This is a genomic window from Amycolatopsis sp. FBCC-B4732, from assembly GCF_023008405.1.
GTDB classification, from domain to species: Bacteria; Actinomycetota; Actinomycetes; order Mycobacteriales; family Pseudonocardiaceae; genus Amycolatopsis; species Amycolatopsis pretoriensis_A.
Window position 1 is genome coordinate 7,547,254 of sequence record NZ_CP095376.1, and the last position, 12,433, is coordinate 7,559,686.

At 69.0% G+C, this 12,433-nt stretch carries 11 protein-coding genes; all 11 read right to left on the reverse strand.

Annotation, left to right across the window (positions count from 1 at the left end):
- Positions 1 to 618: 618 nt before the first annotated feature.
- The gene (locus MUY14_RS33510) at positions 619 to 1,605 is read right to left on the reverse strand and encodes a hypothetical protein (RefSeq protein ID WP_247025376.1); all 987 of its coding nucleotides are present in this window, start codon (positions 1,603 to 1,605) and stop codon (positions 619 to 621) included.
- A gap of 85 nt (positions 1,606 to 1,690) precedes the next feature.
- A complete protein-coding gene (locus MUY14_RS33515; RefSeq protein WP_247015129.1) occupies positions 1,691 to 2,269 on the reverse strand; it encodes a hypothetical protein in 579 nt (192 codons plus the stop codon).
- Positions 2,270 to 2,305: 36 nt separating this feature from the next.
- Entirely contained in the window at positions 2,306 to 3,571 is a 1,266-nt protein-coding gene (locus MUY14_RS33520) for an MCE family protein (protein ID WP_247015131.1), read from the reverse strand.
- Positions 3,571 to 4,749 carry an MCE family protein gene (locus MUY14_RS33525; RefSeq protein ID WP_247015133.1) on the reverse strand — a complete coding sequence of 393 codons (1,179 nt, stop codon included), beginning with the start codon at positions 4,747 to 4,749 and terminating at the stop codon, positions 3,571 to 3,573. Before MUY14_RS33525 ends, MUY14_RS33520 begins: the two co-directional genes overlap by 1 nt.
- Positions 4,746 to 5,927, reverse strand: coding sequence for an MCE family protein (locus MUY14_RS33530; RefSeq protein ID WP_247015135.1), 1,182 nt, complete (start codon positions 5,925 to 5,927; stop codon positions 4,746 to 4,748). The genes MUY14_RS33525 and MUY14_RS33530 overlap by 4 nt, the downstream gene beginning before the upstream one ends.
- Entirely contained in the window at positions 5,924 to 6,910 is a 987-nt protein-coding gene (locus MUY14_RS33535; RefSeq protein ID WP_247015137.1) for an MCE family protein, read from the reverse strand. Before MUY14_RS33535 ends, MUY14_RS33530 begins: the two co-directional genes overlap by 4 nt.
- Positions 6,907 to 7,935 (reverse strand): MCE family protein, encoded by a 1,029-nt coding sequence (locus MUY14_RS33540; protein WP_247015139.1) that lies wholly within the window; start codon positions 7,933 to 7,935, stop codon positions 6,907 to 6,909. Before MUY14_RS33540 ends, MUY14_RS33535 begins: the two co-directional genes overlap by 4 nt.
- Positions 7,932 to 9,269, reverse strand: coding sequence for an MCE family protein (locus MUY14_RS33545; protein WP_247015141.1), 1,338 nt, complete (start codon positions 9,267 to 9,269; stop codon positions 7,932 to 7,934). Before MUY14_RS33545 ends, MUY14_RS33540 begins: the two co-directional genes overlap by 4 nt.
- Positions 9,266 to 10,102 carry an ABC transporter permease gene (locus MUY14_RS33550; protein WP_003060266.1) on the reverse strand — a complete coding sequence of 279 codons (837 nt, stop codon included), beginning with the start codon at positions 10,100 to 10,102 and terminating at the stop codon, positions 9,266 to 9,268. Before MUY14_RS33550 ends, MUY14_RS33545 begins: the two co-directional genes overlap by 4 nt.
- 4 nt (positions 10,103 to 10,106) lie before the next feature.
- Complete coding sequence (locus MUY14_RS33555) at positions 10,107 to 10,859, reverse strand: ABC transporter permease (RefSeq protein ID WP_013222532.1); 753 nt, start codon at positions 10,857 to 10,859, stop codon at positions 10,107 to 10,109.
- Positions 10,860 to 10,897: 38 nt separating this feature from the next.
- On the reverse strand, positions 10,898 to 12,097 hold the full coding sequence (locus MUY14_RS33560) for an ABC transporter ATP-binding protein (protein WP_247015143.1): 1,200 nt from the start codon (positions 12,095 to 12,097) through the stop codon (positions 10,898 to 10,900).
- Positions 12,098 to 12,433: the final 336 nt, after the last annotated feature.

Sequence of the window (12,433 nt, forward strand, 5' to 3'; positions counted from 1 at the left end):
AGAGGCAGTCTAGCCCGAACGTCGCGGTCTGTCCAGGGGGCGCTCCCGATGGGGCCCAGCCTGCCTCGCGACGTCTTCAGGTATGCCTCCAGGCGAGCCGGTTGTCCCTCCCGCAAGGGCCGCCGGTTTCGCCGTCGGGAGTAAGCGTGAACCCAGCGGCGCCGAGAGTCAAGATGCCACACGGGGGTCGGCCCGGTTGGCGCAGCGTTGAAGAGGGTCAGCGGAGCGTAAGCGACCGAATATCATGCAGGTTACCGGCTGGTAGCGCCAGTAAAGCGGCTCGACCTGCAGGTATTCCACGGATTTCGTCGTCGCTCGTGTGCCGCACGACACCCGGCACGGGCGGAGAAGTTCTCCGAAGAGCGCGCGAAAGGGTGTCGCGGAGGGCCGGATCGGGCGGCCCGGCGCGTGTCCCAGCGGTCACTCGCGCCCCAGGCGTCACGGCGGCCGGACGGGCCCGCGAGGGGTCTCCGAAGGGCCCTCTCGCGGGCGTTCGGGGCGCCGCCCGGCCCGGCACCCCACCGAGCCGGTGAACGACGTACAAGAGCGGCTGGCCCCGAGACGCGACGAAGGGCCCCTCCCCCTCGGCTCGCGAGCGGACGGGACCCTTCGGCGGAGCTACTTCGTCGGCGAAGGCGACGCCGGCGGGGCGGAGGACGCCGGGGCCTGGGTGGCCGCCGGGACCTTCGGCGCGTTGTACGTGTCCATGTCCGTGATCTTCCACTTGTCGCCCTGCAGCTGGGCGTTCAAGTGCAGCTGGGCGGTGCCCGCGGTGGTCTTCTTCGTGTCCGTGCGGGTCGAGGTCTGGTCGACGAAGACCATCACCTTCGCCAGGTCGCCGTTCAGCATGATGACGGCGGAGCGCGTGACCTTGCAGGTCACGACCATCTTCTGCGCCGGCGCGAGCCGCTTGACCTCGCCCATCAGGGAGTTGTACTTGGCGCGGACGTCGTCGTTGGCCAGCAGGTCGTTCGCCGCGTCCTCGGTCTTCTTGATGTTGTTGAAGTCGTAGGAGAACAGCGCCTCGGCCGCCTTCGAGACGGCGTCCTTGACCTGCGCCGTCTTCGCGACGTCCAGCAGCGCGGTGTTGCTGGTCGCCGAGGAGACCTCGACCTCTTCGGACTTGAACCAGAACGCCAGGCCGCCCAGCACCAGCGCGACGAGCACCAGCGCGCCCGCCACGACGTACGGCTTCTGCACCCGTGCGCCCGTGGCCGGCTCCGCCACCGACGCCGCGTCGGCGACCTCGACCTCGGACTCCTCCGTCGGCTTCGCGATCCCCGTGTCGCGCTTCTTCCGGCGCGGCGCGGGGCGGGCGGGCGGAGCTTCCTCGTCCGCCGCCTCGGCCGGCTCGCCGGTAAGGGCGTCGACCTCCGGCTCCTCCTCGGTGCCGACCGCCGCGAACACCGCCGTGTCCTCGGCCGACGGCGCCGTGTCGAGCTGCCCGCTCGCGGCTTCGAACGACTCGGGCCGGGCCGCGGGCCGCGGTGCCGGGCGCGGGGCCGGCCGGGGGCGCGGCTTTCGCGGCTCGGCGGGCACAGCGGGGAGCTGGCCGGTCCGCTCGGCGGCGGACTCGTCCGCCGGCGGCTTGCGCAGTCCGGCCACGCGCGGCCGGCGCGACGGCGGGGTGCTGCTGCTGCGAGGCGGCTGGCGGCGGGAGGGGGGCACTACGGGCTCCTTACGGGTGACGCTACTGGCCGGCCGCGACGAGCGGGACGCTGTCGATGCCGGACAGCTTCCAGGTGTCGCCCACGCGGGTCATCGACACTTCGAGGCGCAACGGCTTCGCGCTGCTCTTGTCGCCCTGGGTGACGGTCGTGGCGATGGCGGCGAGGAAGCTGGCCTTGCCTTCGTGGTCGTCCAGCTCCTCGACGGCGATGTCCTGGACGTCCGTGGTGACCTTCGTCTTGGCGTCGGCGAGCGCCTTGCGGAACGTCGGCGCCGACTGGTCGATCTGCTGCGCCATCTTGTCGTCCGACACCGACTTCTGCCGGGCGAAGAAGCCGTCGAGGTCGGTGTAGTCGACCTCGGTGTAGGCCTTCAGCGCGTTGCCGCCCGCCTTGACGACGGCCTCGCGCGAAGCCGCCAGCCCGGCGTTGTCGTCGGCCGCGGCCGCCCACCACTGGATCCCGAAGAACGCGGCGGCGATCAGCGCGGCCAGTGCCAGCGCGCCGGCGCCGAGCACCAGGATCCGCGACGAGGACGGCTCCCGGGCCGGCGTCGGGGTGGCGTCCGCCGCTTCGACGGCGGACGGCTCGTCCGTACTCATGGCACTCCAGGGTAGGGGTCGGTCATCAAATCCACGTCAGGCCAGTCCGAGCAGCGCGCCCAGGCTGGTGAGGCTGACGCCGGGGCTGCCGACGATGCCCGGCACGCCCCGGCTGTTGCGCTCCTCCGCCAGCTCCTCGGCCGGCCGGTTCGCGTTGGCCGAGACGTCGGCGTCGGACGGCTTGACCGGCACGCCGCCGTACGGCGCGTTCTGCGCACCGCGGACGTTGATCGGGCTGCCCTTCGGTTCGGCACAGTACGCGTTGTCGTCCGCGGGCCGGGGCGTCGTGTTGTCCCCGGTCCGGTACTGCGAATACGGCATGTAGCCCTTGGTGCAGGCGGGCGGGTTGAACAGGTTGAGCACCAGGCCCAGGTGGGCGGTCCCGTCACCGGGGGCGACGCTGCTCGCGGCGCCGGCCAGCGCCGGGTAGGTGACCAGGCCCTGCTCGATCCCGTCGAGCCGGGTCACGGTCAGGTTGGCCGTGGTGAGCAGGTTCGCCGTCAGCGCGCCCAGGCCCGGCCCGGACTCCTTCAGCACCTGGCTGACCTGCGCGGCCACCTGCGGCGTGATGCCGATGAGCTTGCGCAGGTCACCGTCGGAGTTCTTCAGCGTGCCGGTGAGCTCGTTGAGGCTCTTGCTGAACGACGCGAAGTTCGCCGCCTCGTCGTTCTGCGTGTCGAGCACCTTGCCGCCCTGGTCGAGCAGCTGGATCGTCTGCGGCAGGTACTCCTGCGCGGTCGTGGTGAAGCTGCGCGCGGTGTCCAGGAGCTTCTGCAGGTCGCCGCCGGTGCCGCGGAAGGCGTCGTAGGACTCGTCGACGACCGTGCGCAGCGAGTCGACCGGGACCGACGCCGCGAGCGAGTCGAGGTCGCCGATCAGGCGGTCGGTGCTGACCGGGGTGGTCGTCTTGGCCGCCGGGATCACCGAGCCCGCCGCCAGGTACGGGCCCTTGTCGGCCTTCGGCTTCAGGTCGACGTACTGCTCGCCGACCGCCGACCGGTTGGCGACGACGGCGTCGAGGTCCGCCGGCACCTGGGGCGCCGACGGGTCGATGTTCAGGTCGGCCTCGAGCCCGGTCGCGGTCAGCCGCATTTCGCCGACCCGGCCGATGTTGTAGCCGCGGTAGGTGACTTCGGCGTTGGTGAAGATGCCGCCCGACTCGTTGAGCTGCAGCTTCACCGTGTAGCCGTCGTTGCCGAACACGGTGCCGAGCCCGGCGAACCGGACCAGCGCGTACACGATCGCGACGACGGAAATGACCGCGAAGGCGATCAGCTGGAGTTTCGTCCTGCGCACCAGCATCAGCCCGCACCTCCCGACAGGAGCCCGAAGAGGTTGCCGAGGCCCGGCTGGGACTGCCCGGCCTGCCCGCTTTCGCCCGGGATCGGCAGCGGCGGCGGCTGGTTGGCGGGGGTGCCTTCGACGCCGCCGGTGAGCCCCGGCAGCGGGATCTGGCCGGCGAGGGCGTTCTGCCTGCTGTTGCCCAGGTTCTCCACGACGGTCTTCAGGTTCAGGTCCACCTTCGCGAACAGGTTGAAGTAGTCGCCCTTGACGTCGTTGACGGCCTGGTCGCTGAACGGGAACGTCAGCAGGATCTGCAGGGCCTTCGGCAGGTCGTTGCCCGCCTCGCCGAGCTTCTGCAACGTCGGGGTCAGCGCCTTCAGGTCGGCGACGAGGTCCTTCTGCGACCGGTTCACGGTGTCGGTGGCGACGCCGGAGAGGTTGTCCAGGGCCTGCAGCATCGTGACCAGCTGGCCGCGCTGCGACTCCAGCACGCCGAGGCCGGGCGCGAGGTTGTCGACCGCGCCGACCAGCTTGTCCTTCTGGCCGTTGAGGGTCGAGGACAGCCGGTTCAGCCCGTCGAGCGCGCGGGTGATGTTGCGCGACTGCTGGTCGAGGTTCGTGACCAGCTGGTTCGCGTTGTCCAGCAGCGCCTTGATGTCCGGCTCGCGGCCGGACGTGGCGTTGTTGAGCTCCTTGGTGATGGTGTTGAGCTGGTCGACCCCGCCACCGTTGAGCAGCAGCGAGAGCGCCCCGAGCAGCTCTTCGACCTCGACGCTGCGGTTCGTCCTGGCCAGCGGGATGGTCGCGTTGTCGGCGAGCTTGCCCTGGGCCTGGTCGTCGCCCGGCGAGGCCAGCTCGACGTACTTCTCGCCGAGCAGGCTCGACTGCTTGACGTTGGCGATCGCGTTGGCGGGCAGCTTGACGTCGCCGTTGACCTTGAGCGTGACCAGCGCGTGCCAGCCGTCCTTGGTCAGCCCGACGTTCTCGACCCGGCCGATCGGCACCTCGTCGACCTTCACCCCGGCCTGCGGGGTCAGGTCGAGCACGTCCCGGAACTCGACGTTCACCGTGTACGGGTGGTCGCCGAGGTCGGCGCCCCCGGGCAGCGGCAGGTCGTAGATGCCTTTGAACGCGCACCCGGAGAGGACCAGCGCGGAGGCCGTGGCGAGCGCGCCGACGGTCACGAGCTTCTTCACTGGCCACCTCCGTAGAGCTGCCCGGCGATGGGCAGGGGCAGCGGCGGCAGCTGACCGGACTGCAGGGCCTGCACGGTCTGCGCCAGCGACGGCAGCGGGACCACCCCGTCGACCAGGCCGGCGATGCCCTCGCAGGCGTTGCCGAGCACGTCCGGGATGCCCTTGCCGGCCTGCTTGAGCAGCCGGCAGATCATCACCAGCGGGGGCTGGGTCAGCTCGTTGAGGTTCGGCCGGGCGTCGAGCGTGCCCGCCGAGCCGTTGTAGGTGTTGACCAGGTTGCTCAGGCCGACCGGGGCGACGTCGAGGATCTCGGCGAGCGAGCCGCGCTGGTCGACGAGCACCTTGGTGACGCCGGCCAGCTTGTCCACGTTGGACTTGAGCCGGTCGTGGTTGGCGTCGATGAACGACTGCACCGCGGTGAGCGTGGTGCCGAGCTGCTGCACGGTCGCGGCCAGGTTGTCCTTTTCGGACGCCAGGTAGCCGCTGACGTCGGCGAGCTGGCTCTCGAAGTTCCGGACCGACTTGTCCGAGTCGGCCAGCGTCTGCGAGAACTTGCCGAGGTTCTCCACCGTGGAGAACAGGTCGTCCTTGTTGCCGGCCAGCGTCCCGGCCGCCTGGCCGAGCTTGGTGATCGTGTCGTGCAGGACCTGGCCGTTGCCGTCGACGTTGGCCGCCGCGGTGTTCAGCAGGTTCGACAGCGACCCGTTCTTGTTGGCGCCGTTCGGGCCGAGGGTCTCGCTGACCCGGGCCAGGCTGGCGGCGAGCTGGTCGACCTCGAGGGGCACCTCGGTGCGGTCGAGGCCGATGACCGCGCCGTCGGAGATCCGCGGGCCGCCGGTGTAGGCCGGGGCGAGCTGGACGTACCGGTCGGACACCAGCGACGGCGCCACGATGAGCGCCTTCGCGTCGGCCGGGACGGCGACCTTCCGGTCGTACTCGAACTCGACCTTCACCTGGTTGCCCATGGGCTGGATCTTGGTGACCGTGCCCATGTCGACGCCGAGCATCCGCACGCTGTTGCCCTCGTACAGGCCGACGGCGCCGGCGAAGTACGCGGTCAGGTGGTTGCGGCCGGCGTCCTTGAGGGTCCACCAGATCCCGCCGGCGACGACGAGCGCGAGGACGATCGCGATGGTGAAGCCCCGGGTCAGGGCCAGTCCGAAGCGGGTGTCACTCATTTCGTGTAGCACCCCTCTTCGTTGATCGGGCCGAACGACGGCAGGAGCAGGCCGCAGATGTAGTTGTCGAACCAGCGCCCGTTGCCGATGGTGTTGGTGAAGACGCGGATGAACGGCGCGAACTTCTTGATGCCGTCGGCCAGCGAGTCCTGGTTGCGCTGCAGCATCGACGTCAGCTGGTCCAGCGAGGTGAGCACCGGGTCGAGCTGCTTGTCGTTGTCGTCGATCAGGCCCTGCAGCTGCGTGGCCAGCTCACGGGAGCCGTTGAGCAGCGAGGTGATCGCGTCCTCGCGCTTCGACAGCTCGTCGAGCAGCTTGTTGCCGTCGGTCAGCAGCTTCTGCACCTCGGCGTCGCGGTCGACCAGCGTCTGCGACACCTCGCGGGTGTTCGCCAGCAGGTTGGACAGCTGCTGGTCGCGCGAGGCGATGGTGTCCGAGAGCTTCGACAGGCCCGACAGCGCGCCCTTCACGTCCTGCGGCGTGTTGGCGAAGGTCTGCGAGATGGTGTCGAAGCTCTGCGCGAGCTGCTTGGTGTCGATGTTGTCCACGGTCTGCGAGAGCCCGCGGAAGGCGTCGAGCACGTCGTAGGGGGCCATCGTGCGGTCCCGCGGGATCGCCGTGCCCGGGTCGAGCGCGCCCTGGCCCTGCGGGTCCAGCGACAGGTACTTCTGCCCGAGCAGCGTCTTGATCTTGATCGCGGCGCTGGTCCGGTCGCCCAGCCAGGCGTCCTTGACCTTGAACGACACCTTGACCGACGCGCCGTCGAGCTCGATGTCGCTGATCTTGCCGACCTTGACGCCGGCGACCCGGACGTCGTTGTCCTTCTGCAGCCCGGAGGCTTCGCTGAACTCGGCGGTGTAGGTGGTGCCGCCGCCGATCACCGGCAGGTCGTCGGAGTTGAGCGCGGCGAGGAAACCGAGGCCCAGCACGACGATGCCGACGAGGGCGATCGGGACGGGGTTGCGCTTCTGGAAGGACTTCATCCCTTGCACCTCTCGCGGTTGAGAGGCACCAGCGGGATCGGCACATCGTTGATCAGCGGCGGCAAGCTGACGCTCCCGGTGAACTCGCAGGCGTAGAAGTTGAACCAGGAGCCGTAGTCCGCGGTGCGGGTCAGCGTGCTCACCTTGGTGGGCAGGAACTGGATGAAGTGCTCCAGCTCCGGTTCGTTCTTGTTGAGCTGGTTCGTGAGGGTGCCGAGCGCGCTGATGTCGTTCTTCAGCGGCTCGCGGACCTCGCCGAGCAGCCCGGACGTCGTTTCGGCCAGGTTGCCGAGGCTCTCGATGGCGTCGCCGATCGGCTTGCGGTCGGCGGCGAGGCCGGAGGTCAGCTGCTGCAGCTTGATGATCAGGTCGTTGAGCTGCGGCGTGTGCGCGTTGACCGTGTCGAGGACCGAGTTGAGGTTGTCGATGACCTCGCCGATCACCTGGTCCTTGTTCGCGATCGTGGTGGCCAGCGACGCGGTGTGCGAAAGCAGGCTTTCGACGGTGCCGCCCTCGCCCTGCAGGACCTGGATGACCTCGTACGACAGCTTGTTGACGTCGTCCGGGTTGAGCGCGGTGAAAAGCGGCTTGAAGCCGTTGAACAGCTCGGTCAGGTCCAGCGCCGGCGTGGTCCGGTCCAGCGGGATGGTGCCGCCGGGGCCGAGCGTCTTGCCGCCGCTGTTCTCGCCTTCGCCGAGGGAGACGTAGCGCTGGCCGACCAGGTTGCGGAACTTGATCTGCGCGGTCACCCCGGCCGGCAGCTGCCGGCCGGCGTCGACCTCGAACTCGACCTCGGCCTGGCGCTTGTCGACGATCTTGACGTCCTTGACCTGCCCGACCCGGACGCCGGCGATGCGGACGTCGTCGTTGGGCAGCAGGAGCGTCGCGTCGGTGAAGCGCGCCTTGTAGGCGTTGGTGCTGGTGGTGTTGATGTTGGCGATGCTGATCCCGAGGATCGTCGTGAACAGCACGGTGACGACGACGAAGACGCCGAGCTTGATCAGCGGTGCGAGCAGTCCCCTCACTTGACCGTCACCTCCGCGCCCCGGTACAGCGGGCCGACGAGCAGGGCGCTCCAGCCCGGGACGTCCGAGGCGTTCATGCCCAGCTGCGGGCCGAGCAGGTCGGCCAGGAAGCCCTGTTCCGCGCTCGAGTACGCAAGTTGATCAGCACTGTCACCGGCTCCGCTGCCTCCACCGGCCGCGTCGGCCTTGAACTTGGCCGGGTTGAGCCCCTCGCCCACCGTCTTCGGCGCGGCCTGGTGCTTGGTCCCGTCCTGGAAGGCACCGTCCGGCGGTTCCGAGGGGAACGGCTTCGGGATGTCCTTCATGTCGTAGCAGCGCGGCCCGCGCTTGTCCTCGAACCGCGGCTCTTCCTTGCCCGCCTCGTACGGCGCCCGCGGCACGATGATCTCGATCGTGGCGTGCAGGCCCGGCTTGTCGGTGCCCTTGCCGAGCGCCTGGTCGATCAGCGGCACGTTCCGGGCCATCTGGGAGATCACGCAGGGGTACTCCGGGGCGTACTTCGCCAGCAGCTCGGCCGTCGGCCGGGCGGTGTCGGCGAGGGAGATGATGTTCTCCTTGTTGTTCTGCAGGAAGGTCTGCAGGTCCAGCGACGCGGTCGTCAGGGTGCCGTAGAGGTTCGACAGGTTCTGCTGCTGGTCGACCACGGTCCGGGTGGTCGTGCTCAGGTTGTCGAGGCTCTGCACCAGGTCCGGCGCGGCGTCCTTCAGGTGGTCCGAGAACTCCGCGAGCGCCTTGAGGTTGTGCTGCAGCTCCGGCTCGTGCGGGTTCAGCTCGCCGATGTAGGTGCCCAGCTGCGTCAGCGTGTCGCCGAGCTGGTCGCCGCGGCCCTGCAGCGCCGTCGAGATCGCGGTGAGCGTCGCCGACAGCTTCTGCGGCTGCACCGCCTGCAGCACCGGCATCAGGTGCTCGAACGCCTGGTCCAGCTCGACCGCGCTGGACGTGCGGTCCTGCGGGATGACGTCGCCGCTGGCCAGCGTCTTGGCCGACGGGTCCTTCGGGATCTCCAGCGAGACGAACCGCTCGCCGAAGAGCGTCTTCGGCAGGAACCGCGCCGAAACGTTCTCCGGGATCAGCTTCGCCGACTCCGGCTTGAGCGCCAGCGTCAGCTCGGCGCCGTGGTCGGTGGCGACGATGTCCTGCACCGAGCCGACGATCAGCCCGCGCACCTTGACGTCGGACTGCTTGATCAGCTGGTTGCCGATCTTGTCGGCCTGGAGCTTGACCGTGACGAACGGCGTGAACGCCTTGTCGTAGAGCGCGATGGACAGCGCCACCCCGCCGACCATCACGGCGATGAGCAGCAGGCCGAGCAGCCTGCGTCGGAGCGTCCTCATCCCGCGATCCTTACCGTGACGTCGGTTCCCCAGATGGCGAAGCCGATGAAGAAGTTCATGATCGACACCGTGACGATGGACAGGCGCACGGCCTTGCCGACCGCCACGCCGACCCCGGCCGGGCCGCCGGTCGCCCGGTACCCGAAGTAGCAGTGCGACAGGATGATCAAGACGCTGAAGAGCAGCACCTTGATGAACGAATACAGCACGTCCTGCGGTGGCAGGAACAAGTCGAAGTAGTGGTCGTAGGTACCGGCCGACTGGTTGTAGATGTAGATGACGACCAGTCTCGACGCGAGGTACGAGCTCAGCAGGCCGATGATGTAGAGCGGGATGACCGCCACGAACCCGGCGATGATCCGGGTCGTCACCAGGTACGGCAGGCTCGGCACACCCATGACTTCCAGCGCGTCGATCTCCTCGGAGATCCGCATCGCGCCCAGCTGCGCGGTGAACCCGGCGCCGACCGTGGCGCTCAACGCGAGGCCGGCGACCAGCGGCGCGATCTCGCGGGTGTTGAAGAACGCGGTCAGGAAGCCGGTGAAGGCCGACGTCCCGATCGAGTTCAGCGCCGAGTAGCCCTGGAGGCCGACGAGGACACCGGTGAACAGCGTCAAGCCGACCATCACGCCGACCGTGCCGCCGATGACGGCGAGCGAGCCGGACCCGAAGCTCACCTCGGCCAGCAGCCGGAGGACTTCCTTGGTGTAGCGGCGCAGCGTCCGCGGCGTCCACAGCAGCGCCCGGCCGTAGAACGACATCTGGTCACCGAGGGTGTCCAGCGTCTGGAGGGGTCGGTTGGCGACGCGCTTCGCGCCCTGGAGGAACGTCATGGCGCTAGTCCAGCTTTCCGGGCACGATCTGCAGGTAGATCAGGGTGATCACGAAGTTCACGACGAACAGCAGCAGGAACGTGATGACCACCGACTGGTTCACCGCGTCCCCGACGCCCTTCGGGCCGCCGGAGGGGTTCAGGCCCCGGTAGGACGCGACGACGGCGGCGATGAACCCGAAGATCAGCGCCTTGAGCTCGCCGACCCAGAGGTCGGGCAGTTGCGCGAGGGCGGAGAAGCTCGCCAGGTACGCACCCGGCGTCCCGCCCTGCAGCACGACGTTGAAGAAGTAGCCGCCCAGCACGCCGATGACGCTGACCATGCCGTTGAGCAGCAGCGCGACCAGCATCATCGCGAGGGTGCGCGGCACGATCAGCCGCTGCACCGCGGAGACGCCGAGCACCTCCATCGCGGCGATCTCTTCGCGGATGGTGCGCGCGCCGATGTCGGCGCAGACGGCGGAGCCGCCCGCGCCCGCCACCAGCAGCGCGGTGACCAGCGGACTGGCCTGCTGCACGGTGGCGAGCACGGAGCCCGCGCCGGTGTAGGACTGCGCGCCCAGCTGGCGGGCGAGCGAACCGAACTGCAGCGAGATGACCGCGCCGAACGGGATCGCCACGAGGGCCGTCGGCAGGATGGTCACGCTCGCGATGAACCACGACTGCTGGATGAACTCCCGCAGCTGGAACGGGCGCTGGAACAGGCCGCGGACGATGTCCAGGCCGAGTGCGAACAGGTTCCCGGTCTCTCGGAGCATGCCGATCCCGGGGATCTTCGCCTGTGTTGCGGGAGAACTCACCGGCCACCTGGCCCGTTGTCACGCGGCGGCGGCATCCGGTGCGAGCCGGGTCTCGGCGGCTGGCCGCCGCCCGGGATGCGCGCCACCTGGTCGGCGGGCAGTTGCCCGTGGTGCTGGTTCGGGACGCCGTCACCCTGCGGGCGGGCGCCGGCCGGCACCTGCTGCTGTTGCTGGGCTTGGGCGACACGGCGGGGGCTGACGCCGTAGTGGCGCTGCTCCTCCGGGCTCAGGGAGGCGATGATGCCCTCCTGCGCGGGCTGCGGCAGCCGGTGCAGGACCTCCATGACCCGGTCCTTGCGGCGGACCGCGCCCATCCGGGTCGGCACACCCGGCGTCGTCTGCATCTGCGGCGGCACCCCGGAGATGTCCTCGACCCCGCCGGCGTGGTGCCCGGCGTCGAACATCGCCTTTTCGGCGGCGATCTGGGCGGAGTCCTTCTCTTCGGACATGCCGATCGGGCCCTGCATCCGGCCGTTGAGGAACTGCTTGACGACCGGCTCCTCGCTGGTCAGCAGCACCTCGCGTGGGCCGAACATGACCAGTTCCTTGCGGAAGAGCATGCCCAGGTTGTCCGGCACCGTACGGGCCAGGTTGATGTTGTGCGTGACGATCAGGAACGTCGCGTCGATCTGCGCGTTCACGTCGAGGAACAGCTGCGAGATGTAGGTGGTGCGGACCGGGTCGAGACCCGAGTCCGGCTCGTCGACCAGGATGATCTCGGGGTCGAGCACCAGGGCGCGGGCGAGGCCGGCGCGCTTGCGCATACCACCGGAGATCTCGCCGGGGAGCTTCTTGTCGGCGCCGTTCAGACCCGTCATGTCGAGCTTTTCGAGGACGATCCGGCGGATTTCCGTCTCGGACTTCTTCGTGTGCTCGCGCAGCGGGAAAGCGACGTTGTCGTAGAGGTTCATCGAGCCGAACAGCGCGCCGTCCTGGAAGAGGACGCCGAAGAGCTTCCGGATCTCGTAGAGCTTGTGTTCGGAGCACGTCACGATGTCGACGCCGTTGATCACGCAGCGCCCGCGGTCGGGCTTGAGCAGGCCGATCATCGACTTGAGGAACACCGACTTGCCGGTTCCGGACGGTCCGAGCATCGCCGAGACCTCGCCCGGGGGCAGGGTCAGCGTGACGTCCCGCCAGATGGCCTGCTTACCGAAGGACTTGGTCAGACCTTCGATGACCACCTCGGCACCCATCGCACCTCCAGGAGCTGTTCCGCGTCATTGCGCCCGCTGCCACACCCATGCCACCCCACGTCGGCGGCGGGTGCGGGCCGTGCGCCGCATTAACCCGCGTCAACCAGGTGCAACGAGCTGAGTGCGAACAGGTTACTCACCAGTTTTCTTTTCTGGCCAGACCCGGACCCATCGTCACCCCGCCGTGATCGGCAACTGCAGGGAACCTAGTCCATTCGGGGCAACGACGCAGATCCCCGCGGCCCCGCACCCGCGTTTTAGGGACCCGGGGCTATTCGGACACCGCTCCTAGGGGATGCCCGTGACCAGGCAAAACGGAAGGGGCGGGCATCCGCG